This is a genomic window from Cupriavidus sp. C3SS-1 (assembly GCF_057073755.1).
On sequence record NZ_CP172699.1, the window covers coordinates 1,875,865 to 1,896,392 of the forward strand.

Here is a 20,528-nt window from a genome sequence, read left to right on the forward strand (position 1 = left end):
GCGAAACGTGAGGGCTGATTCACGTTTCATCGTATAGACCGCCGGCGGCCGATGTCAATGCATGGCTTTCCCGTACCATGCGGCACCCGCGCCGCGCCCGCCTGCGGTCAGGCCAAAAAGCGGTAAGTCCACAAACCCAGCCCGGCCAGCAGCAGCGAGCCACCCAGATGGCTGGCCACATGCAGCAGCGCCCAGCCGTAGTCGCCCGACATGAGGTTGGCCAGCGCCTCGCTGGAAAACGTGGAAAACGTGGTCAGGCCGCCAAGGAAGCCCGTAATGACCAGCAGGCGCCATTCGGCCGGCAGCCCCGGATGGGAGTCGAAGAAACCGACGGCCACGCCGATCAGGTAGCCGCCGAGCAGGTTCGCGGCCAGGGTGCCGTAGGGCAAGGCGGGATTGAGGGCGTTCCAGATGACCGAGAACCCCCAGCGCAGCCATGCGCCGATCGCCGCGCCAATGCCGACCGCCACGAACCCCAGCGGGCCCATCAGTTGCCGCCGTCGCTGCCGGCCTCGGCGCCGCTGGCGTTGATGGACGGGATCCCCCAACGCTTCAGGGCCGCCTCGTCGGTCACGCGGGCATCGACCCAGCGCGCGCCTTCCGGCGTTTCTTCCTTTTTCCAGAACGGTGCTTCGGACTTGAGGTAGTCCATGATGAATTCGCATGCCGCGAATGCGTTGCCGCGGTGCGCGGACGCCACGGCCACCATCACGATCTGGTCGAGCGGCAGCAGCGGCCCGACGCGGTGGATGATGGTCACGCCCAACAGTTCCCAACGCGTGCAGGCAGCGGCCTCGATCTGCGCCAACGCCTTCTCGGTCATGCCCGGATAGTGCTCAAGCTCCATCGCGCTGACCGCGCTGCCCTCGCTCACATCGCGCACGGTGCCGATGAAGCTTGCCACCGCCCCAACGCCGGGCCGGCCGGCCCGCAGCGCGGCGACTTCTGCGCCGAGGTCAAAATCTTCGCGCTGTACCCTGACGGTCATATCAGCCTCCGGTTACCGGCGGGAAAAAGGCCACTTCGCAGCCATCGGCAATGGCCGTATCGGCTCGGGCCACGGCGTGGTCGACGGCCATGCGCAGTGCGCGGCCTTCTGCCAGGGCCTCGGCCCAGGCTCCGCCGCGCGTGCGCAGCCACTGGCGGACCTCGCCCACCGTGCGCACATCGGCGGGGATTTCCGCGCGCTCAGCGGCAACGCCGACCTGTTCACGCACGCTGGCAAAAAAACGTAGTTCGATGTTCATCACGACTTCTAGCACCGTCCGCACCGCCCGCTATGCCAGCAGGCCGTCGAACGGAATGAACTGCACGGTATCGCCGTGCGCGATTGCCCGGTCGGGCGGGTTGTCGATCAGGCCGTCGCCCCACACCGTGGAGGTCAGCACGCCCGAGCTTTGATTCGGGAACAGGTCCAGGCCGCCATTGGCATTGATGCGCGCGCGCAGGAACTCGTTGCGGCGATCGCCCTTCTTCAACTCGAAGTCCGCGCGCAGCGGCAGGCGCCGCGGCGTCACGTCGGCCACGCCCTGCAGGCGCAGGATGAAGGGCCGCACAAATAGCAGGAAGGTGACGAAGCTCGATACCGGGTTGCCCGGCAGGCCGAGGAAAAACGCCGGATCGCTGCCGTCGTTGCCGACCTGCCCGAACGCCAGCGGCTTGCCCGGCTTGATGGCGATCTGCCACATGTCGAGGCGCCCTTCGGCTTCCACTGCGGGCTTGATGTGGTCTTCGTCGCCGACCGAGACGCCGCCCGACGTAATGATCAGGTCATGGCCCTGTGCGGCCTTGCGCAGCGTCTCCCGCGTGGCGGCCAGCGTGTCCGGCACGATGCCCAGGTCGCTGACTTCGCAGCCCAGGTTTTCCAGCAGGCCACGCAGCGTGAAGCGGTTCGAGTTGTAGATCGCCCCGGGCTTGAGCGGTTCGCCCGGCATGGCCAGTTCGTCGCCCGTGAAGAACACCGCGACGCGCACGCGCCGCACCACGTCCAGGCGTGCCTGGCCCACCGAGGCGGCCAGTCCCAGCGCCTGCGGCGTAAGCCGCGTGCCGGCAGGCAGGATGACGCTGCCGGCCTCGATATCCTCGCCGGCCCTGCGGATCCATTCGCCCGATTGCGGCACGTGGTTGACGATCACGTCGTTGCCATCCGCCACGCATTGCTCCTGCATCACCACGGCATCGGCCCCGGGCGGGATCAACCCGCCGGTGAAGATGCGCGCGGCGGTGCCGGGCGCCAGGTCGGTGCCGACATGGCCGGCCGGAATGCGCTGCGACACCGGCAGGCGCGTTCCCGCGGCAGGCACTTCGGCGGCGCGCATCGCGTAGCCGTCCATCGAGGTGTTGTCGGCGGGAGGTACCTGCAGGGAACTGGTGACCGGAGCAGCCAGCACGCGGCCGTTGGCGGCCAGGGTGTCGACGTGTTCAACCTGGGCCAGCGGACGGGCGGCGGCCAGCAGGGCGTCGAGCGCCTGGGCCATGGTCAGCATCGGGGGGCGGGAAGACGCTGCAGCTTGGGTCATGATGGGATGTGTGGGTTCGGAGCGCCCATGAAAAACGGCCCGCGCATTGCGTCGCACAGCGTCTATCGACGGGTGCGGGCAATGCGGGGGCCGGGTCTGGGCCACGGCTAGCCTGATTGTAGCGAGTTGACGCCGCCAAGGCATGCGGCGGCGCCGCAGCCACCCGGAGGCGCCCGCGCTTACAGGCCGGTGTGACCGGCGATAAAGGCCTTGATCTGGCCGACGTCGTTGGCCATGACCTCGAAGCGCTGCGGCAGCTTCTCGATGCCTTCGAACGCAGCCGGACGCTCGGGCTCGTGGCCCAGGGCCTCGCGGATGGTGTCCGCGAACTTGGCCGGCAGCGCGGTTTCCAGCACTACCATCGGCACGCCGGCGCTGAGATGCTCGCGCGCCACCTTGATGCCGTCGGCGGTGTGGGTATCGATGGTGATGCCGTAGCGGGCCGACATGTCACGGATGGTCGCCACGCGATCGTCGTGCGTGCTGCGGCCCGAGAAAAAGCCGAATTCGCCGCGGATGCGCTCGAATTCCGGGGTGCCGGACAAGTCGAAGCCGCCCTTCTCTTCCACGTCGCGGAACAGCGCCGACAGCTTGCCGGCGTCCTGGCCGAGCAGGTCGAAGATGAAGCGCTCGAAGTTCGACGCCTTCGAGATATCCATGCTCGGGCTGGACGTATGGTAGGTCTCGGCCGACTTGCGCACGCGGTACGCGCCGGTGCGGAAAAACTCGTCGAGCACGTCGTTCTCGTTGGTGGCCACCACCAGCTTGTCGATCGGCAGGCCCATCATGCGCGCGATATGGCCGGCGCAGACGTTGCCGAAGTTGCCCGACGGCACGCAGAACGACACCTTCTGGCCCGGGCCCGAGGTCGCGAGCAGCCAGCCCTTGAAGTAGTACACCACCTGGGCCACTACACGCGCCCAGTTGATCGAGTTGACCGTGCCGATGCGCTGGCGGGCCTTGTAGTCCAGATCGTTCGAAACCGCCTTGACGATGTCCTGGCAGTCGTCGAACACGCCGTCCACCGCCAGGTTGAAGATGTTCGGGTCCTGCAGGCTGAACATCTGCGCGGTCTGGAACGCGCTCATCTTGCGGTGCGGGCTGAGCATGAACACGCGGATCCCGCGCTTGCCGCGCATCGCGTATTCGGCAGCGCTGCCGGTATCTCCCGAGGTGGCGCCGAGGATGTTCAGCTCCAGCCCGGCGCGGCCCAGCGCGTACTCGAACATATTGCCCAGCAGCTGCATGGCCATGTCCTTGAAGGCCAGCGTCGGGCCGTTGGACAAGCCCAGCAATTGGAGCTTGGTGCCGCCTTCTTCGCCAAGCGTGCGCAGGGGCGTTATGTCGGCAGTGTTGTCACCGGCGCGCGCGTTGCGGTACACCTCGGCGGTGTAGGTCTTGCGCGTCAGCGCGCGCAGGTCCTCGGCCGGGATGTCATCGCAGAACTTGCTCAGGATCTCGAACGCAAGATCGGCATACGAGAGCTTGCGCCAGGCTTCCAGCTCGTCGGCGGTGACCTGCGGATACTGCACGGGCAGGTACAGGCCGCCGTCCGGCGCCAGGCCGCCCAGCAGGATTTCGGAGAACGTTTGCGGCACTTCATGGCCGCGGGTCGACTGGTATTTCATGGGTCCGGAATATCCTGCCGCTCAGTTCAGTTCTTCCATGCGCAGGCGCGTGACCGCCGACAGCACGGTCGGCAGCGACTCGATCTTCGCCATGGCGGTATTGACCTGCTTCTCGCGGGTCACGTGCGTCAGGATGATGATGTCGGTCTGCGGCTCCCCCTCGCGCGATTCCTTCTGCAGCATGGCGTCGATGGAGATGCCCGCCTCGGCCAGGATGCGCGTGATCTCGGCCAGCACGCCGGTCTCGTCCGCCACGCGCATGCGCAGGTAGTAGGCGCTGTTGATTTCCTCGATCGGCAGCACCGGCACATTCGACAGCTCGTCCGGCTGGAACGCCAGGTGCGGCACGCGGTGGCCCGGATCGGCAGTGTGCAGGCGGGTCACGTCGACCAGGTCGGCAATCACGGCCGAAGCGGTCGGCTCGGCGCCGGCGCCCTTGCCGTAGTACAGCGTGGCACCCACGGCGTCGCCCTGCACCAGCACGGCGTTCATCGCGCCTTCCACGTTGGCGATCAACCGCGAGGCCGGCACCAGCGTCGGATGCACGCGCAGTTCCACGCCGTCGTCGCGGCGGCGCGTGATGCCCAGCAGCTTGATGCGGTAGCCCAGTTCCTCGGCGTACTTGATGTCGGTCGCGGCCAGCTTGGTGATGCCTTCCACGTGGGCCTTGTCGAACTGCACCGGCATGCCAAAGGCGATCGCGCTCATCAGCGTGACCTTGTGCGCGGCATCGACGCCTTCGATGTCGAAGGTCGGGTCAGCCTCGGCATAGCCGAGCTGCTGCGCTTCCTTCAGGACCGTGTCGAAATCCAGGCCCTTGTCGCGCATTTCGGACAGGATGAAGTTGGTGGTGCCGTTGATGATGCCGGCGATCCACTGGATGCGGTTGGCGGTCAGGCCTTCGCGCAGCGCCTTGATGATGGGGATGCCGCCGGCCACGGCCGCTTCGAACGCGACGATCACACCCTTGCGGCGCGCGGCTTCGAAGATCTCGTTGCCGTGCACGGCCAGCAGCGCCTTGTTGGCGGTGACCACGTGCTTGCCGTTCTCGATGGCCTTGAGCACCAGCTCGCGCGCGATGCCATAGCCGCCGATCAGCTCGACCACGATGTCGATGTCCGGGCGGGTCACCACCACGTTGGCGTCGTTGACGATCTCGACTTCGCCGTTGGTCAGCTCGCGTGCGCGCTCGGTGTTGAGATCTGCCACCAGGGCGATCTCGATGCCGCGGCCGGCGCGGCGGCGAATTTCTTCCTGGTTGCGCTTGAGCACGTTGAACGTGCCGCTACCGACGGTACCGATGCCGAGCAGGCCAACTTTGATGGGGTTCATGGACAATCTGACTCTAGGTTGCTAAGGATGAGATGCAGCGGCCGCCCGATCAGGCAGCCACCTTGCCGTGGCGTTTTCGGTACGCCTCCAGGAAGCGCGCGATGCGGTTGATCGCCTCGCGCAGGTCTTCCTCGTGCGGCAGGAATACGATCCGGAAATGGTCCGGCTTGTCCCAGTTGAAGCCGGAGCCCTGCACCAGCAGCACCTTGGACTCCTGCAGCAGTTCATAGATGAACTCCTGGTCGTCCTGCACCGGGTACATCGACAGGTCCAGCTTCGGGAACAGGTACAGCGCGGCCTTGGGCTTGACGCAGGTGACGCCCGGAATCGCCGTGATCAGCTCGTACGCCAGGTCGCGCTGGCGGCGCAGGCGGCCGCCTTCTGCCACTAGGTCGTTGATGCTCTGGTAGCCGCCCAGCGCGGTCTGGATGGCCCACTGCCCCGGCACGTTGGCGCACAGGCGCATCGAGGACAGCATGTTAAGGCCCTCGATATAGTCCAGCGCCGGGCGCTTGTCGCCCGACACCACCATCCAGCCAGCCCGGTAGCCGCACGAGCGGTAGTTCTTGGACAGGCCGTTGAACGTGACCGTCAGCACGTCGGTCGACAGCGAGGCGATCGAGGTATGGACGTTGCCGTCGTACAGGACCTTGTCGTAGATCTCGTCGGCGAAGATGATGAGCCCATGCTCGCGCGCGATCGCGACGATCTCCAGCAGCAGTTCGTCCGAATACAGCGCGCCGGTCGGGTTGTTCGGGTTGATGATGACGATGCCCTTGGTGTGGGGCGTGATGCGGGCGCGGATATCGTCCGGGTCAGGCATCCACTCGTTGGACTCGTCGCAGATATAGTGGACCGGCGTGCCGCCCGACAGGCTCACCGCGGCGGTCCACAGCGGGTAGTCCGGCGCCGGCACCAGGACTTCGTCGCCGCTGTTGAGCAGCGCGTTGACCGCCATCACGATCAGTTCGGAGGCGCCGTTGCCCACGTAGATGTCTTCCAGGCCGACGCCCTGGATATTCTTCTGCTGGGTGTAGTGCATGATCGCCTTGCGCGCGGCGAAAATGCCCTTCGAATCCGAGTATCCCGCCGAATTCGGCAGGTTGCGCATCATGTCCTGCTGGATTTCCTCCGGCGCATCGAAACCGAATACGGCCAGGTTGCCGATATTCAGCTTGATGATCTTGTGCCCCTCTTCCTCCATCTGCTTGGCCTTTTCCAGCACCGGGCCGCGGATGTCATAGCAAACGTTATTGAGTTTGTTGGATTTCTGGATGGGTTTCACGGCGATGTCGGCGGAGGCGAAAACTGCCGCGTCGGCGGCAGCGAACATGGGGATCCGGATGGAGTTTGGGTGCGCCGTCCGTTGCGGTGCAATGCTGTCGTGCCGTGAACGTGGCAGACACGGAGGCAAAAGCTATAATTTATCGGATTATGACAGACTTCGGCAGCAATTCTTGCATTGCAGCGTGCCCCGGCCCCCGGCGAAACCCGCCGCCGCCGGCGCCTGCATCACTGCCGCCAACCCGCTGCCTGCCCGCGCTGCCGGCCATCCGCCCCGGGCGGAACGCCACGGCGCCGGCCAGACAGCCTTCGGGGCCCCCAATTGAAACTTCACGCCGACCAGCCGCAGGCGCTCAATACCGTCACCGCCTATGGGCCGGACTACATTGAAATCAACCTGATACGTCACACGCATTCCATCCTGGTGCTTCCTGAGGGCGAGATCCGTCCGTGGCCGGTGGACCGCTTCGAAGACCTCGAACCCGCTCACTTCGAGGCGCTGGCGGCACTGGCGCCCGAGGTCGTGCTGCTGGGAACGGGTTCTCGCCTGCGCTTTCCGCACCCGCGGCTGACGGCCTCCCTGGCCCGCAAGCATGTCGGGGTGGATGCCATGGACATGCAGGCCGCATGCCGCACCTACAATATCCTGATGGCCGAAGGCCGCAAGGTGGCCGCCGTGCTGCTGCTGGAACCCGAAGCCGCAGGCCGCTGAGCCGTCATTGGCCGGACTGGAAAAGTTGAGAAGGCGCCACGCTTGAAGTCCGCGCGCGCGCCCCAATCTGCTCCCCTCGTGACGCAGGCGCGCTACCCGCGCGGCCTTCGTGCGGACCCTCGCAGCCTCTCCGATACTGCCCCTCCCCTGGAGCCACAACAATGACAGTCAGTCTCAACAAGGCCGTACCAGACTTCAGCGCGCCGGTCACCGGCGACGGCGGCACCTTCCGCTTGTCCGAGCAGCGCGGCAAGACCGTGGTGCTGTACTTCTACCCGAAGGACAACACCCCCGGCTGCACCACCGAGGCCATGAACTTCCGCGACCAGCACGACGACTTCGTCAAGGCCGGCGTAGCCGTGTTCGGCATCTCGCGCGACAGCCTGCGCTCGCATGAGAATTTCAAGGCGAAGCTCGAGTTGCCGTTCGAACTGATTTCGGACCCGGACGAGGCGGTCTGCAATCTTTTCGATGTCATGAAAATGAAAAAGCTTTATGGCAAGGAGCACCGCGGCGTCGAGCGCAGTACTTTCATCGTCGACGGCAAGGGCATCCTGCGCCACGAGCTGCGCGGCATCAAGGTGCCCAACCACGTGGACGAGGTGCTGGAGATCGTTCGCGGCCTCTGACACGCATGCGCATGGCCACTATCCAACGAGGTGGCGAGACGGGCCCGTTTGGCATCGCCGCGACACCGCACTTTCTCCGCGTGAGTGGCAATTGCCAAACCCAAAACCTTCGGATACATTGGCTCGTAATGAGTTCAGATTCCGGATGCCACGCTGATTCGACTTCCTGGCCCAGGCGGTTCGCGCCGCAGGCCGGTGGCGGATCTGCCGTGTCGCAGGTCCGCATGCAAGCCGCCAAACCTGTATCGCAGGAATGGCGGCTTTTTTGTTTATCCGATGCCCCGGGTGCCTCGCGCGTGCATGCTCCGGTGGCTGTTGGCATTTTCCTTGCGAAATGCCGCACGGATAGTTCCGCCCCCATCTTGTCCCCCTGAAAGGAAAGCCAAGCATGCCGCTGCCCACCATGCCCGCCAAGCCTGCCCAATTGCTGGATCCGAGCGAGTTTGCTCCGGTCTCCGCGGTGCCCAAGGCCAAAGCCGTCGCACAGCAGAAGAAACCTGTGTCGGCACTCGAGCGCGTGGCATTGCTGGAAACCGGTGAAACCGGCGCGCCCGCCGTCAAGGCGCGCGCCGCCGCCGGTACCCGCGCCCGCTCGACCCCCGCGCCAACCTTGCCGGAAACGCCGGTCGCCACGGCCCCGGTCAGCCTGGTCAAACCCGCGGCCGGCCCGACGCGCCGCGCACGCAAGTCGGAAGGCCCGAGCAAGCTGTTCGTGCTCGACACCAACGTGCTGATGCACGACCCGAGTTCCCTGTTCCGCTTCGAAGAGCACGACGTCTATCTGCCCATGATGACGCTCGAGGAACTGGACAACCACAAGAAGGGCATGAGCGAAGTCGCGCGCAACGCGCGCACGGTCAGCCGCACGCTCGATTCGCTGGTAAGCGACACCGGCGGCGTGCTCGACGAGGGCCTGCCGCTGGCCAAGCTCGGCAACCGCGACGCGCAGGGCAAGCTGTTCTTCCAGACCCGGCTCAACGACATCAAGCTGCCCGAAGGCCTGCCGCAGGGCAAGGCCGACAACCAGATCCTGGGCGTGGTCAGCGCGCTGCAGCAGCAGTACCCGGAGCGCCAGGTCGTGCTGGTGTCGAAAGACATCAACATGCGCATCAAGGCGCGTGCGCTGGGACTGCCGGCCGAGGACTATTACAACGACCAGGTCCTGGAAGACAAGGACCTGCTCTACGCCGGCGTGATGCAACTGCCCGGCGACTTCTGGGCCAAGCACGGCAAGGGCGTCGAGAGCTGGCAGGATCCGAAGACCGGCGCGATGTTCTATCGCCTGACCGGTCCGCTGGTGCCCTCCTTCCTGGTCAACCAGTTCGTCTATCTCGAACCCGTGGATGGCAGCCTGCCGCTCTATGCGCAGGTAAAGGAGATCAACGGCAAGACCGCGCTGCTGCAGACGCTCAAGGACTACACGCACCACAAGAACAACGTGTGGAGCGTGACCGCCCGCAACCGCGAGCAGAATTTCGCGCTCAACCTGCTGATGAACCCGGACATCGACTTCGTCACGCTGCTCGGCCAGGCCGGTACCGGCAAGACGCTGCTAGCGCTGGCGGCGGGCCTGGAGCAGGTGCTGGACCAGAAGCTGTACAACGAGATCATCGTCACCCGCGCCACCGTGCCGGTCGGCGAGGACATCGGTTTCCTGCCCGGCACCGAGGAAGAGAAGATGCAGCCGTGGATGGGCGCGTTCGACGACAACCTCGAAGTCCTGCAGAAAAGCGATGACAGCGCGGGCGAATGGGGCCGCGCGGCAACGCAGGAGCTGATCCGCTCGCGCATCAAGGTCAAGAGCATGAACTTCATGCGCGGCCGCACCTTCGTCAACAAGTTCGTCATCATCGATGAAGCGCAGAACCTGACGCCGAAGCAGATGAAGACGCTGGTCACGCGCGCGGGCCCGGGTACCAAGATCATCTGCCTGGGCAATATCGCGCAGATCGATACGCCGTACCTGACCGAAGGTTCGTCGGGCCTGACCTACGTGGTCGATCGTTTCAAGGGCTGGAGCCATAGCGGCCATATCACCCTTGCGCGCGGCGAGCGCTCGCGGCTGGCCGACCACGCCGGCGACGTGCTGTAAGGCGTGCCGCCGGGCTGCCCCCGCAGCGAGGCCGGCGGCCAGAATCCGCGCCCCGGCCCGTGCCGCGGGCGCTTTTTTTTTGTTCGCGATGAGATCGCTCGACAGGAGGCATCGATGAGTCATCAGCAATCGCCGGGCCAGCATCGCCCCACCGCGCTATGCACGCGCGCCGTGTGTCCCCGATGGGACCGCAAGCGCATGCTGGCGCTCGTCGCACTGACCGCGGCGGCCATGGCTCTGGCCACCGCCTGGCGGCCAGCGCGGGCGGCCGACCCCATGGTGATCCGCACCATGGGCCCGGTGAGCTATGTCTGCGGCGGCGTTGCCGACGACGAACGCGCGGCGCTGGCCGGCCTGGAAAAGAACTTCAACATGGGTATCCTGTTCACACAGGGCAACAATGGGGAGTTCCTCTCGGACGTCGCCGTGCGGCTGTTGCGCGACGAGCAGGAGGTCGCGGCCTTCCGTGCCGCCGGCCCACGCTGCCTCATACGTGCGCCCGAAGGCAGCTACAATATCGAGGCCAGTTACAAGGGCCAGACCAAGACCATCAGGATCGGCACCGGAAGCCGCGACGCTCAGTTGCGCTGGTAGCGAAAATCCGGGGTCGGGGCTGGCGACCGAGCCAGACAGGATGCCTTCGCGCCGATCCCTTGCCCTTCGCGCCATCCGGCTGCGCCTGCCCGCGGTTCCCATCGCGGCACGGCTGCCGCTGGTTTGTGCCGCCGCCCTGCTGCTGGCGGCCTGCGCCGGCACCCCGTCCCGCCATGCCAATCTGCCCCGTGCGCCGGGCAAGCCGATGATCGACCCGAGCGCCGGGCTCGAAGAAATCTCCATCCAGGCCATGTCACTGGTCGGCACGCCTTACCGCTACGGCGGCAACACGCCTGACAGCGGCTTCGATTGCAGTGGCCTGGTGCGATACGTGGTTGCGCGCGCCGCCAACGTCAACCTGCCGCGCACCACCGAAGCCATGGGTACGCGTGGCTCCGCTCTGGACCGCAGCGAGGTCGCATCGGGTGACCTGGTCTTCTTCAACACCACGGGCCGCGCCAACTCCCATGTCGGCATCTACGTCGGCCAGAACCGCTTCGTGCACGCGCCATCCACCGGCGGCACCGTGCGCCTTGAGGACATGGGCAAGTCTTACTGGGCATCCCGGTACAACGGCGCGCGACGCGTGGTGGCGGCGGTCAACCAGCCGCTGCCGGCCCCGGCAGCGAGCCCGGTACCGGCTCCCGTACCGACGCCGGCAATGCCGCCCGAATCCGCGCCGCCGGTCGACGACGACCCGATCGCCGCCTTCGCCAACAAATAGGGCGCCATGAATGACAAAAAGCCAGGAACTTGCCTGGCTCTTTGTCACGACCGGAGGAACCGCCGCATCTTACAGAATATGGCGGCCGATCCACCACGCAATCGCGGACATGAACGCGGAAGCGGGAATCGTCAGCACCCACGCCCAGACGATATTGCCGGCCACGCCCCAGCGCACCGCCGACATCTTCCGCGCGGAGCCCACACCGACGATGGCACCGGTGATGGTGTGCGTGGTCGACACCGGCACGCCCAGCGCCGATGCGATGAACAGCGTAATGGCGCCGCCGGTCTCGGCACAGAAGCCGCCGACCGGCTTCAGCTTGGTGATCTTCTGGCCCATGGTGCGCACAATGCGCCAACCGCCGAACAGCGTACCCATGCCGATGGCCACATAGCAGCTTACGATCACCCAGATCGGAGGCTCGCCGCCAGCGGCGACATGGCCGCTCGCGATCAGCAGCATCCAGATGATGCCGATGGTCTTCTGCGCATCATTACCACCGTGGCCCAGGCTGTAGAGCGAGGCCGATGCCAGCTGCAGCCGGCGGAACCAGCGGTCCACGCGCGACGGCGGCGTGCGAAAGAACGTCCAGCCCACGATCACCATCATCAGCGAACCCAGGATCAGGCCCAGCAGCGGCGAGACCACGATGAACACCACCGTTTTCAGCAAGCCGTTGCCCACCAGCGCGCCGGTGCCCGCCTTGGCCACCGCTGCGCCGACCAGGCCGCCGATGAGTGCATGCGAGGACGACGACGGAATGCCGTAGTACCACGTGATCGCATTCCAGGCGATGGCCCCGACCAGCGCACCGAATATCACGTAGTGGTCAACGATATTGACGTCTACGGTGCCGGTACCCACGGTGGCTGCCACCTTCAGGTGGAAGATGAAGATCGCGACGACGTTGCACATCGCTGCCATCGCCACCGCGTGGTGAGGCTTGAGCACGCCCGTGGAGACCACTGTGGCGATCGAGTTCGCCGCGTCGTGGAAGCCGTTCATGAAGTCGAACAGCAGCGCGAGCGCCACCAGCAGGCCGATCACCCACAGGCTCATTTGAATGGTATGCATGCCGATTCCGCTCAGGCGTTTTCCAGGACGATGCCTTCAATGATGTTGGCCACGTCCTCGCACTTGTCGGTAATCGTTTCGAGCTGCTCGTAGATGGCCTTCAGCTTGATCAGGCGCTTGACGTCGGTCTCGTCGCGGAACAGCTTGGACATGGCCGAGCGCATCACGCGGTCGGCTTCCGATTCGAGCTGGTCGATCTGCTGGGCCGTCTTCAGGATGGTGCTGGCATTGCCCATGTCCTCGAGCAGGCCCACCGCGATCTTGACCTGGTCGCAGCACTGCACGCAGATGGCCGCCAGGCGCAGCGCCTCGTCGGTAAGGCTGGTCACGTCGTACAGCGAGATGGTCTCGGCCACGTCTTCCATCAGGTCCAGGATGTCGTCCATGGTCGTGATGAGCTTGTGGATCTCGTCGCGGTCCAGCGGCGTGATGAAGGTCTTGTGCAGCAGGTCGATGGTGTCGTGCGTGATCCGGTCGGCCTTCTTTTCGGTCGCCTGGACCCGGCGGGCATGCGCCTCGGCATTGGGCAAGTCATTGACCAGGGTCTGCAGTTCGTGGGCGGCGGTCACCGCGCAGTCGGCATGCTGGTTGAAGTATTCGAAGAACTTGCCCTCTGTGGGCATGAATCGGCCGAACATGGAATGTTCCTTGTCGCAGCGCAGTACGCCGCTTGGTTTGTTGCTGGAGGTTGCGCAATGCATCGCGCGACAGCGGCATTTCCGGCCACTGTCATCAAAGCGCAATATTTTACAGGGTTGTTGCAGCAATGCCTGCCGATATGTCGCAAACGAGACGCTCGGTTGCCGGCAGGCTTGACTTCAGTTGTCGTTGTCGAAGAAGGCCGGGCCGCCGCTGAAGTTATCGAACTTCGTGAACTGCCCCAGGAAGGTCAGGCGCACCGTGCCGATCGGGCCGTTACGCTGCTTGCCGATGATGATTTCGGCCGTACCCTTGTCCTGGGAGTCCTGGTTGTAGACTTCGTCGCGGTAAATGAACAGGATCACGTCGGCATCCTGTTCGATAGCGCCCGATTCACGCAGGTCGGACATCACCGGGCGCTTGTTCGGACGCTGTTCCAGGCTTCGGTTCAGCTGCGACAACGCGATGACCGGGCAGTTCAGTTCCTTCGCCAGACCCTTGAGCGAACGGGAGATTTCCGAAATTTCGGTCGCCCGGTTTTCGCCGCCGCCGGAGCCGGACATCAGCTGCAGGTAGTCGATGATGATCAGGCCGAGCTGCCCGCATTGGCGCGCCAGCCGGCGCGAGCGTGCACGCAGCTCCATCGGGTTGAGCGCCGGCGTCTCGTCAATGAAGAGCTGCGCGTCGTTCATGCGCTGGATCGCATGGGTCAGGCGCGGCCAGTCTTCGTCGAGCAGCCGGCCGGTACGCAGCCGGTGCTGGTCCAGGCGGCCGACCGAACCCAGCATACGCATGGCCAGCTGGGTGCCCGCCATTTCCATAGAGAACACCGCGACCGGCAGCCCCTGCTCCACGGCCACGTGTTCGCCGATGTTCAGCGAGAATGCCGTCTTACCCATCGACGGACGACCCGCCACGATGATCAGGTCACCGGCCTGCATGCCACTGGTCATCTTGTCGAGGTCGATGAAGCCGGTCGGCACGCCGGTCACGTCGGTGGTCGAATCGCGGTGGTACAGCTCGTCGATACGTTCCACCACCTGCGTCAGCAGTGGCTGGATTTCCTGGAAGCCCTTCTGCCCGCGCGAACCTTCTTCGGCAATAGCGAAGACCTTCGATTCGGCCGCATCCAGCAATTCGCGGACTTCACGCCCCTGCGGAGCGAACGCCGACGACGCGATATCGTCCGCCACGGTAACCAGCTTGCGCAGCACCGAGCGTTCGCGCACGATCTCCGCGTAGCGGCGGATGTTGGCAGCGCTGGGCGTGTTCTGCGCGAGCGAGTTCAGGTAGGCCAGGCCGCCTACCTCCTCGGCCTTTCCAGCCACCTGCAGCATTTCGAAGACGGTGATGACGTCGGCGGGCTTGGTCGCCGAGATCAGCTTCGCAATGTTCTGGAAGATCAGCCGGTGGTCGAAGCGGTAGAAGTCCGCTTCGGAGATGAAATCGGCAATGCGGTCCCAGGCGGAATTGTCCAGCAACAAGCCACCAAGCACCGATTGCTCGGCCTCGATCGAATGCGGCGGTACCTTGAGACTTTCAAGTTGGGGGTCGGCGACGGGCGCGTTCATGGGGTGAGATTATACCGGCGGGTGGACGCTGCCCGACTGACATTTGAGCGGCAACAATTTGACATCAGGCCTTGACAGCGCCGGGTGTGCAGCAAAACGGGCGGCCATGCAGCCGGTACTGCAGACAAAGAAAAAGGCAGGAGCCATGCTCCTGCCTTTTCGCTTGCATGTGCCGGATGGACCGGCACGGCAAGGTCGTGCTTAGACTTGCTCGCCCACGACGGCGACGGTCACGTCGACCACCACGTCGGTGTGCAGGGCAACGCTGACCGGGTGGTCGCCCACCGTCTTCAGCGGGCCGTTCGGCAGACGAACCTGAGCCTTTTCCAGCTTGAAGCCTTGGTTGCCCAGGGCCACAGCGATGTCGGCGTTGGTCACGGAACCAAACAGACGGCCATCCACACCCGACTTCTGCGAGATCTGAACGGTCTGGCCGTTCAGCTTCTCACCTTCGGCTTGCGCGGCGGCCAGCTTCTCGGCGGCGGCCTTTTCCAGCTCGGCGCGCTTCACTTCGAATTCCTGGATCGCGGTTTGCGTGGCGCGACGGGCCTTCTTGCTCGGGATCAGGAAGTTACGGGCGTAACCATCCTTCACCTTGACGATGTCACCCAGGTTGCCCAGGTTGATCACTTTTTCCAGCAGAATAATTTGCATCGTGTTCTCTCCTTTACGGACCTATGGCCTGGACTATCAGTTCTTGTGCAGGTCGGTGTACGGCATCAGCGCCAGGAAACGCGCGCGCTTGATGGCCGTATCCAGCTGACGCTGATAGTGAGCCTTGGTGCCGGTCAGGCGAGCCGGCGTGATCTTGCCGTTGTCGCCGATGAAGTCCTTCAGGGTGTCCAGATCCTTGTAGTCGATCTGTTCCACGCCAGCCACGGTGAAGCGGCAGAAGCGCTTGCGCTTGAACAGCGGGTTCTGTTGCTGGAAGCGCTTCTTGTTCTTGTCGTTACGTTTGATGAATGCCACGATTCAATCCTTTACGAATGCTTTACATCCAGTGATGTGAAAGACGAGGGCCTTGCTGTTGCGGTGCTTGCGGGTCAGGAATCCTTCGCAATCGAGCAGCGTGCCGAGCGGCAACCGCTCCAAACGCTGGCCAACTGGCCCGATCCCCATCGCTGCAATGGCAAACTCGACCTGCCTCGGCGTTTCCGCCTCGATTGCCGCGCCGCTGTACTGCAAGATGCAGTTCACGACGGGCACGCCGGCCGGGGTGTACCTGAGGGCATCGCGTTCCGCCAGGGTGGCGGCTAGCCGAAGCTGATTCAACGCGTCGCCCCTTGCAGTGTGTTGCCCACGCTGTCGTGATCAGGCTTGCCAGCCACGACAGGCACCGCAATCCGCATTCAGGCAGCCTGGCCTTCGGTGGTCGTTTGCGCGGCCTTGCGGGCTTCTTCGCGCTGCACTTCCTTCATCATCGGCGAAGGAGCGGTTTCGGCCTTCTTGGTCTGCACGATCAGATGGCGCAGCACGGCGTCATTGAACTTGAAGGCGTGTTCCAGCTCGACCAGGGTATCCTTGCCGCACTCGATGTTGACGCAAACGTAGTGAGCCTTTGCCAGCTTCTGGATCATGTAAGCCATCTGGCGACGGCCCCAGTCTTCCACGCGGTGAATCTGGCCGCCTTGCGACGTCACGAGCGACTTGTAACGCTCGATCATGGCCGGCACTTGCTCGCTCTGGTCCGGGTGGACGATGAATACGATTTCGTAATGACGCATTGACGCTCCTTTTGGATAAGCCACCCGGGCGTCACGTCCGGTGCGGCAAGGTTGAATAGCCTTAAAGTATAGCCCGGCTATTGACAATCACGCAACCGCAATCACGCCGAGGCGAACAGCGCCTGGAGCCGGTCCGGCGCCGCCGCCAGCCCCGGTTCTTGCGCAAGCGCCACCAGCAACAGCACCCTTGCCTTATAGGGGTTCAGGTCCGCGGCGGAGACAAACAGGCCGGCATCGGGGTCCGTAACTGGCGGAATCGACACATGACCGGCCCCGGTCCGCGAACTCCGCACCACGGCAACACCGGCCGCGGCGGCGTCCCTGAGCGCCGCGATCAGCGTCTCATGCACCGAACCGTTGCCCGCCGCCGCAACGACCAGGCCGCGTACGCCGGCAGCCACCATTGCGTCCACCGCGATGCGCCCCGGCTGCGTATAGCTCGCGACGATCTCGACCTCGGGCCACCGGGCCGGCACGGGAAAGACCGCCGCAACGGACTGCGTGGGCGTGCGCGGCAGCCGCACCAGCTCGTCCTGCACGAAACCCAGCGGACCGCCCTGCGGCGACGCAAAGGCATCCACCGCCGAGGTATGCGCCTTGGTCACGTCGCGCGCCGCATGGATCTGCTGGTTCAGCACCACCAGGACCCCCTTGCCGCGCGCAGCCGGATGGCCGGCGACGCGCACCGCATCTAGCAGATTGAGCGGACCGTCCGCCGACAACGACGTCGACGGCCGCATTGCGGCGGTCAGTACCACGGGCACCGGACAGGCCTGGGTCAAGTGCAGGAACATCGCCGTCTCTTCGAGCGTGTCCGTGCCATGTGTAATGACGATGCCGGCCACGTCCGGCTCGGCCGACCAATGCTGAATACGCGCGGCCAGCGTCGGCCAAAGCGAGAACACCATGTCCTTGCTATCGATCTGCGCCACCTGCTCGGCTTCAATCCGCGCCATAGACTGCAACGCCGGCACAGCCGCCAGCAACGTCGACACGGGCACCGTCGCGGCCTGGTAGCGCGCGCTGCTGGCCGGATTGGTCGAGGCGCCGGCAATGGTGCCGCCAGTGGCCAGAACCACGATGCGGGGAAGCTGGGACATGGTGGGGGATACAGGGAGCTGAAGTCCGGCGATTGTACCTGCGGCATGCGGGCAAACCGGATGTCGAGCAGACGCTTCTGAAATTCTGCTTGCGCTTGCGCCGATACTGTATAAAATCACAGCATACTGTTTAAACATACAGTGCTCACCCGGCTGGCGGACAAATAGCACCGGGGCACTTATCGGAACGCTTCCATGGCGACCCTGACACCCCGGCAGCAGCAAATTTTCGACCTGATCCGCAATACGATCCGCGGCACGGGTTTCCCGCCCACGCGCGCCGAGATCGCCGCGGAGTTTGGCTTCTCATCGCCCAATGCCGCGGAAGAACATCTGCGAGCGCTGGCGCGCAAGGGCGTGATCGAACTGACGCCGGGCGCGTCGCGCGGCATCCGCCTGAAGGTGGCGCGCAGCGATTCGGAAACCCCCGACCAGTTTTCCCTGCCGATGTCCGGGGTCATGCAGCTGACGCTGCCGCTGGTGGGCCGCGTGGCCGCCGGCAGCCCGATCCTGGCCGCCGAGCATATCGACCGGCAGTACCAGGTCGATGCCTCGGTCTTCGACGAACGCCCCGACTACCTGCTGCGCGTGCGCGGCCTGAGCATGCGCGACGCCGGCATCCTCGACGGCGACCTGCTGGCCGTGCGCAAGGCCAGCGAGGCGCCCAACGGCAAGATCGTCGTGGCGCGCCTGGGCGACGACGTCACCGTCAAGCGCCTGCAGCGCCGTGACGGCGCCATCGAGCTGATCGCGGAAAACCCGGACTTCCCGAACATCATGGTCGGGCCCGGACGCGAAGAGTTCTCGCTCGAAGGCATTGCCGTCGGGCTGATCCGCTCCTCGGGCTTCTGACCAGCGCGGCCAGCCGCGCGCTAGCCGCCGCCCTCCTCCTTGCAGTGCCGACGCCGCCCGCCTGACGGGTGTTGACCCCGCTTTTGCCAATCGAGAGGTGTAGCCATGCCGCAAACCAACCACATCGCCGCACGCCAGCCGGTCAAGCCCGTGCCGTTCCGGCAATCGAAGGGGGTTCGCATCTATCAGGGCGCGCAGCGCCGTACCATGGTTGGCAGCATGGCGGCGATCTGCCGGATGCTGGAACTGGCCGAGCCGACCAAGCTCCTGGCCTGAGGCTTGCCGATGGGCGGGGCCGGCCGGAGTGAAATGCAGCGGTAATGCCGCCCTGACGGCGGCTAGTCGTTGGCGTCGCCGGAGATATGGTCGATCTCATGCCTCGCAGCCGCGTAGGCCGCCTCGATGGCACTGTCTTCCGTTGCCGCGAGCGCGCCGGCGTTATGTCGATGTCCGTGTCCACGGATGACAAACGACCAGTCCCATTGACCGTCGGGCGCCTTGATTGACTGAATCGAGATTTCCCGGCTCTTGTATCGATATTCCATGGCAGCCTCCCGGTGTCCGGGGCATCGTAGCATGAAGGTCCTGACCATCCGAAGCCAGTTGCTTCCCGCTCGGCGGGGGCGGAACAGGGTCGTGCCGAGCCGACGGCCGCACTCTTCAGACCCGCAGCTGCTGTGTCGTTGCCTTCTTACCCAGGATAGCCATTGCGATCAGCCCGAGGGATGGCGTGAAGATCATCGAAAAGGTCAGCCAGACCGCAACGGAGCGGCCCAGAATGTGGGCCAGCAGACCAATCCCGAAAGAACAAAGCAGCCAGATAGCCAGGGCAAGCATGATGATGTGGAGAACGAGTTCGTTACCACGCCAGTATGGAAAACCGGTGCAAATCCATTTGACTCCAGGTGACATCCGCTTGGCGAATCGGGACAGTCGGTATAAACCCCATCCGCCTGCGATCGCCTTGTCGGACAGCGACTGATACCGGCGCGGTGTTCCCAGGCCGACACTATCTGCACAGACTCCAGGAGACAGCCATGGCCAACAAGAATATCCACGTCGTGCCGACCTACAATGGCTGGGCCGTACAGCTCGAAGGCGGGTCCGGAAATGAGCAGCGTTTCACCTGCCAGCAACACGCCATCGCCACCGGCACGGAGAAGGCGAGACGGACGAAGGTCGAGCTGCTGATTCACGGCCGGGATGGACAGATCCATGAAAGGAATTCGTTTGGCCAGGAGACGCCCGACATCAAAGAGTGATGGCTGGGCCGGCTCGCGAAACCGGACACCCAGGACAACGCTCGATATAGCGGCTGGCGAACATAACCCGGCGCGTGTCGCCGGGTTTTTCGCTGCAAGGCGACGTACAATTTTTGCCAGATAGCTCTCTGGCTGGGCGCGGGCTCGCAAACCCGCCTTCGTCAGCCCCTGGTGATCGCCATGATGAAGCTGGTATGGATGATCGCGGCACTGGCCGCCGCCACAGCCACAGCCGCGCGCGCCGAAGACGCCTATGTCTATCCGTTTGACGACATGAGGGTCGGGGAAACGGTTCGAACGCCGTTCCCCACGGTGCTGTACCTGCACAAGAAGTGCGACCTGCCCTTGGCCGGCGCCGATCAAATGCGCTTTTATGCGGCCTACCACGGCGCGTGGGACACCGGTTGCTGGGTGAAAAATCTCCGCGGGGATGCGGTGATCGTCGTGCCCAGAAAGCCGACCAAGACGATTTCGCTCGATGCACTTGCCCGCGCGGATGTCCAGAAGGACGGCACGATGACCATCAAGGCGCTGCCCGCCCGCGGTCGCTAGGCCGTCCGATTGTCAATCGCCACGCTGCAGCGTCAGTATCTCGGCCCGTTCTGCCACCGATCCCTGTCCCCGTAGTCCCGATGGTCATCCCGGTCGCCGCGATCGCGATCATGATTGTGGTATCGACCATCGCTGTAGTAGCCACCGTCCCGGTGCTCATCGCGATCGGGGGCCACGACGCAACCGCTGAGCAACGCTGTGAAAGCGGTAAGCAGCACAAGAGTGATTTTCATAAGA

The 20,528-nt window shown here is 64.6% G+C and carries 26 protein-coding genes; 9 read left to right on the forward strand and 17 right to left on the reverse strand.

Annotation, left to right across the window (positions count from 1 at the left end):
• Nucleotides 1-107: 107 nt before the first annotated feature.
• The 7 genes from crcB to ACIGJC_RS08685 form a co-directional block, all read right to left on the reverse strand.
• The gene (crcB, locus tag ACIGJC_RS08655) at nt 108-488 is read right to left on the reverse strand and encodes a fluoride efflux transporter CrcB (RefSeq protein WP_483708356.1); all 381 of its coding nucleotides are present in this window, start codon (nt 486-488) and stop codon (nt 108-110) included.
• Nucleotides 488-988, reverse strand: coding sequence for a molybdopterin synthase catalytic subunit MoaE (gene moaE, locus ACIGJC_RS08660; RefSeq protein ID WP_483708357.1), 501 nt, complete (start codon nt 986-988; stop codon nt 488-490). Before moaE ends, crcB begins: the two co-directional genes overlap by 1 nt.
• A gap of 1 nt (nt 989) precedes the next feature.
• On the reverse strand, nt 990-1,247 hold the full coding sequence (moaD, locus tag ACIGJC_RS08665) for a molybdopterin converting factor subunit 1 (protein ID WP_483708358.1): 258 nt from the start codon (nt 1,245-1,247) through the stop codon (nt 990-992).
• Between the two features lie 30 nt (nt 1,248-1,277).
• Complete coding sequence (locus tag ACIGJC_RS08670; RefSeq protein WP_483708359.1) at nt 1,278-2,519, reverse strand: molybdopterin molybdotransferase MoeA; 1,242 nt, start codon at nt 2,517-2,519, stop codon at nt 1,278-1,280.
• A gap of 179 nt (nt 2,520-2,698) precedes the next feature.
• Nucleotides 2,699-4,147 (reverse strand): threonine synthase, encoded by a 1,449-nt coding sequence (thrC, locus tag ACIGJC_RS08675; protein ID WP_483708360.1) that lies wholly within the window; start codon nt 4,145-4,147, stop codon nt 2,699-2,701.
• Between the two features lie 21 nt (nt 4,148-4,168).
• Entirely contained in the window at nt 4,169-5,479 is a 1,311-nt protein-coding gene (locus ACIGJC_RS08680; RefSeq protein WP_483708361.1) for a homoserine dehydrogenase, read from the reverse strand.
• A gap of 49 nt (nt 5,480-5,528) precedes the next feature.
• Nucleotides 5,529-6,812 carry a pyridoxal phosphate-dependent aminotransferase gene (locus ACIGJC_RS08685; RefSeq protein ID WP_483708362.1) on the reverse strand — a complete coding sequence of 428 codons (1,284 nt, stop codon included), beginning with the start codon at nt 6,810-6,812 and terminating at the stop codon, nt 5,529-5,531.
• A 273-nt stretch (nt 6,813-7,085) separates the two neighbouring features.
• On the opposite strand from ACIGJC_RS08685, the gene ACIGJC_RS08690 reads away from it, so the two are divergent.
• From ACIGJC_RS08690 to ACIGJC_RS08710, 5 genes are all read left to right on the forward strand, one after another.
• A complete protein-coding gene (locus ACIGJC_RS08690) occupies nt 7,086-7,475 on the forward strand; it encodes an Mth938-like domain-containing protein (protein WP_483708363.1) in 390 nt (129 codons plus the stop codon).
• 161 nt (nt 7,476-7,636) lie between these two features.
• Complete coding sequence (locus ACIGJC_RS08695; RefSeq protein ID WP_483708365.1) at nt 7,637-8,104, forward strand: peroxiredoxin; 468 nt, start codon at nt 7,637-7,639, stop codon at nt 8,102-8,104.
• Between the two features lie 388 nt (nt 8,105-8,492).
• Nucleotides 8,493-10,196, forward strand: a complete 1,704-nt coding sequence (locus ACIGJC_RS08700) for a PhoH family protein (RefSeq protein WP_483708366.1) — start codon at nt 8,493-8,495, stop codon at nt 10,194-10,196.
• Nucleotides 10,197-10,394: 198 nt separating this feature from the next.
• Nucleotides 10,395-10,790 carry a hypothetical protein gene (locus ACIGJC_RS08705; RefSeq protein ID WP_483711500.1) on the forward strand — a complete coding sequence of 132 codons (396 nt, stop codon included), beginning with the start codon at nt 10,395-10,397 and terminating at the stop codon, nt 10,788-10,790.
• A 40-nt stretch (nt 10,791-10,830) separates the two neighbouring features.
• On the forward strand, nt 10,831-11,514 hold the full coding sequence (locus tag ACIGJC_RS08710; RefSeq protein ID WP_483708367.1) for a C40 family peptidase: 684 nt from the start codon (nt 10,831-10,833) through the stop codon (nt 11,512-11,514).
• A gap of 69 nt (nt 11,515-11,583) precedes the next feature.
• Here ACIGJC_RS08710 and ACIGJC_RS08715 read toward each other — a convergent pair whose 3' ends face one another.
• The 8 genes from ACIGJC_RS08715 to ACIGJC_RS08750 form a co-directional block, all read right to left on the reverse strand.
• Entirely contained in the window at nt 11,584-12,591 is a 1,008-nt protein-coding gene (locus tag ACIGJC_RS08715; protein WP_483708368.1) for an anion permease, read from the reverse strand.
• Nucleotides 12,592-12,602: 11 nt separating this feature from the next.
• A complete protein-coding gene (locus tag ACIGJC_RS08720) occupies nt 12,603-13,229 on the reverse strand; it encodes a DUF47 domain-containing protein (protein WP_011298163.1) in 627 nt (208 codons plus the stop codon).
• Between the two features lie 180 nt (nt 13,230-13,409).
• On the reverse strand, nt 13,410-14,801 hold the full coding sequence (locus tag ACIGJC_RS08725) for a replicative DNA helicase (RefSeq protein ID WP_483708369.1): 1,392 nt from the start codon (nt 14,799-14,801) through the stop codon (nt 13,410-13,412).
• A 201-nt stretch (nt 14,802-15,002) separates the two neighbouring features.
• The gene (gene rplI / locus ACIGJC_RS08730) at nt 15,003-15,455 is read right to left on the reverse strand and encodes a 50S ribosomal protein L9 (RefSeq protein WP_483708370.1); all 453 of its coding nucleotides are present in this window, start codon (nt 15,453-15,455) and stop codon (nt 15,003-15,005) included.
• 36 nt (nt 15,456-15,491) lie between these two features.
• A complete protein-coding gene (rpsR, locus tag ACIGJC_RS08735; protein ID WP_483708371.1) occupies nt 15,492-15,770 on the reverse strand; it encodes a 30S ribosomal protein S18 in 279 nt (92 codons plus the stop codon).
• Between the two features lie 3 nt (nt 15,771-15,773).
• Nucleotides 15,774-16,073, reverse strand: a complete 300-nt coding sequence (gene priB / locus ACIGJC_RS08740) for a primosomal replication protein N (RefSeq protein WP_483708372.1) — start codon at nt 16,071-16,073, stop codon at nt 15,774-15,776.
• 77 nt (nt 16,074-16,150) lie between these two features.
• Entirely contained in the window at nt 16,151-16,525 is a 375-nt protein-coding gene (gene rpsF, locus ACIGJC_RS08745) for a 30S ribosomal protein S6 (RefSeq protein ID WP_483708373.1), read from the reverse strand.
• 101 nt (nt 16,526-16,626) lie between these two features.
• Nucleotides 16,627-17,625, reverse strand: coding sequence for an asparaginase (locus ACIGJC_RS08750; RefSeq protein ID WP_483708374.1), 999 nt, complete (start codon nt 17,623-17,625; stop codon nt 16,627-16,629).
• Between the two features lie 195 nt (nt 17,626-17,820).
• Here ACIGJC_RS08750 and lexA point away from each other — a divergent pair, with 195 nt between their 5' ends.
• Both lexA and ACIGJC_RS08760 read left to right on the forward strand, forming a co-directional pair.
• A complete protein-coding gene (gene lexA, locus ACIGJC_RS08755) occupies nt 17,821-18,477 on the forward strand; it encodes a transcriptional repressor LexA (protein ID WP_483708375.1) in 657 nt (218 codons plus the stop codon).
• Nucleotides 18,478-18,582: 105 nt separating this feature from the next.
• Nucleotides 18,583-18,753, forward strand: a complete 171-nt coding sequence (locus tag ACIGJC_RS08760; protein ID WP_483708376.1) for a hypothetical protein — start codon at nt 18,583-18,585, stop codon at nt 18,751-18,753.
• 62 nt (nt 18,754-18,815) lie between these two features.
• On the opposite strand, the gene ACIGJC_RS08765 is transcribed toward ACIGJC_RS08760, so the two are convergent.
• The gene (locus tag ACIGJC_RS08765; protein ID WP_483708378.1) at nt 18,816-19,022 is read right to left on the reverse strand and encodes a hypothetical protein; all 207 of its coding nucleotides are present in this window, start codon (nt 19,020-19,022) and stop codon (nt 18,816-18,818) included.
• Between the two features lie 115 nt (nt 19,023-19,137).
• Nucleotides 19,138-19,314 (reverse strand): hypothetical protein, encoded by a 177-nt coding sequence (locus ACIGJC_RS08770; protein WP_483708379.1) that lies wholly within the window; start codon nt 19,312-19,314, stop codon nt 19,138-19,140.
• Between the two features lie 200 nt (nt 19,315-19,514).
• Here ACIGJC_RS08770 and ACIGJC_RS08775 point away from each other — a divergent pair, with 200 nt between their 5' ends.
• Nucleotides 19,515-19,739: a DUF2188 domain-containing protein gene (locus tag ACIGJC_RS08775; protein ID WP_483708380.1), complete on the forward strand. Its 225-nt coding sequence runs from the start codon at nt 19,515-19,517 to the stop codon at nt 19,737-19,739.
• Between the two features lie 180 nt (nt 19,740-19,919).
• Entirely contained in the window at nt 19,920-20,291 is a 372-nt protein-coding gene (locus ACIGJC_RS08780; protein WP_483708381.1) for a hypothetical protein, read from the forward strand.
• Nucleotides 20,292-20,528 lie beyond the last annotated feature (237 nt).

What these genes read in the sequence shown, in the direction of transcription:
- crcB (WP_483708356.1), bottom strand. Translation starts at nt 488, where the DNA reads ATGGGCCCGCTGGGGTTCGTGGCGGTCGGCATTGGCGCGGCGATCGGC.
- moaE (WP_483708357.1), bottom strand. Translation starts at nt 988, where the DNA reads ATGACCGTCAGGGTACAGCGCGAAGATTTTGACCTCGGCGCAGAAGTC.
- moaD (WP_483708358.1), bottom strand. Translation starts at nt 1,247, where the DNA reads ATGAACATCGAACTACGTTTTTTTGCCAGCGTGCGTGAACAGGTCGGC.
- ACIGJC_RS08670 (WP_483708359.1), bottom strand. Translation starts at nt 2,519, where the DNA reads ATGACCCAAGCTGCAGCGTCTTCCCGCCCCCCGATGCTGACCATGGCC.
- thrC (WP_483708360.1), bottom strand. Translation starts at nt 4,147, where the DNA reads ATGAAATACCAGTCGACCCGCGGCCATGAAGTGCCGCAAACGTTCTCC.
- ACIGJC_RS08680 (WP_483708361.1), bottom strand. Translation starts at nt 5,479, where the DNA reads ATGAACCCCATCAAAGTTGGCCTGCTCGGCATCGGTACCGTCGGTAGC.
- ACIGJC_RS08685 (WP_483708362.1), bottom strand. Translation starts at nt 6,812, where the DNA reads ATGTTCGCTGCCGCCGACGCGGCAGTTTTCGCCTCCGCCGACATCGCC.
- ACIGJC_RS08695 (WP_483708365.1), top strand. Translation starts at nt 7,637, where the DNA reads ATGACAGTCAGTCTCAACAAGGCCGTACCAGACTTCAGCGCGCCGGTC.
- ACIGJC_RS08700 (WP_483708366.1), top strand. Translation starts at nt 8,493, where the DNA reads ATGCCGCTGCCCACCATGCCCGCCAAGCCTGCCCAATTGCTGGATCCG.
- ACIGJC_RS08705 (WP_483711500.1), top strand. Translation starts at nt 10,395, where the DNA reads ATGCTGGCGCTCGTCGCACTGACCGCGGCGGCCATGGCTCTGGCCACC.
- ACIGJC_RS08710 (WP_483708367.1), top strand. Translation starts at nt 10,831, where the DNA reads ATGCCTTCGCGCCGATCCCTTGCCCTTCGCGCCATCCGGCTGCGCCTG.
- ACIGJC_RS08715 (WP_483708368.1), bottom strand. Translation starts at nt 12,591, where the DNA reads ATGCATACCATTCAAATGAGCCTGTGGGTGATCGGCCTGCTGGTGGCG.
- ACIGJC_RS08720 (WP_011298163.1), bottom strand. Translation starts at nt 13,229, where the DNA reads ATGTTCGGCCGATTCATGCCCACAGAGGGCAAGTTCTTCGAATACTTC.
- ACIGJC_RS08725 (WP_483708369.1), bottom strand. Translation starts at nt 14,801, where the DNA reads ATGAACGCGCCCGTCGCCGACCCCCAACTTGAAAGTCTCAAGGTACCG.
- rplI (WP_483708370.1), bottom strand. Translation starts at nt 15,455, where the DNA reads ATGCAAATTATTCTGCTGGAAAAAGTGATCAACCTGGGCAACCTGGGT.
- rpsF (WP_483708373.1), bottom strand. Translation starts at nt 16,525, where the DNA reads ATGCGTCATTACGAAATCGTATTCATCGTCCACCCGGACCAGAGCGAG.
- ACIGJC_RS08750 (WP_483708374.1), bottom strand. Translation starts at nt 17,625, where the DNA reads ATGTCCCAGCTTCCCCGCATCGTGGTTCTGGCCACTGGCGGCACCATT.
- lexA (WP_483708375.1), top strand. Translation starts at nt 17,821, where the DNA reads ATGGCGACCCTGACACCCCGGCAGCAGCAAATTTTCGACCTGATCCGC.
- ACIGJC_RS08760 (WP_483708376.1), top strand. Translation starts at nt 18,583, where the DNA reads ATGCCGCAAACCAACCACATCGCCGCACGCCAGCCGGTCAAGCCCGTG.
- ACIGJC_RS08765 (WP_483708378.1), bottom strand. Translation starts at nt 19,022, where the DNA reads ATGGAATATCGATACAAGAGCCGGGAAATCTCGATTCAGTCAATCAAG.
- ACIGJC_RS08770 (WP_483708379.1), bottom strand. Translation starts at nt 19,314, where the DNA reads ATGCTTGCCCTGGCTATCTGGCTGCTTTGTTCTTTCGGGATTGGTCTG.
- ACIGJC_RS08775 (WP_483708380.1), top strand. Translation starts at nt 19,515, where the DNA reads ATGGCCAACAAGAATATCCACGTCGTGCCGACCTACAATGGCTGGGCC.
- ACIGJC_RS08780 (WP_483708381.1), top strand. Translation starts at nt 19,920, where the DNA reads ATGATGAAGCTGGTATGGATGATCGCGGCACTGGCCGCCGCCACAGCC.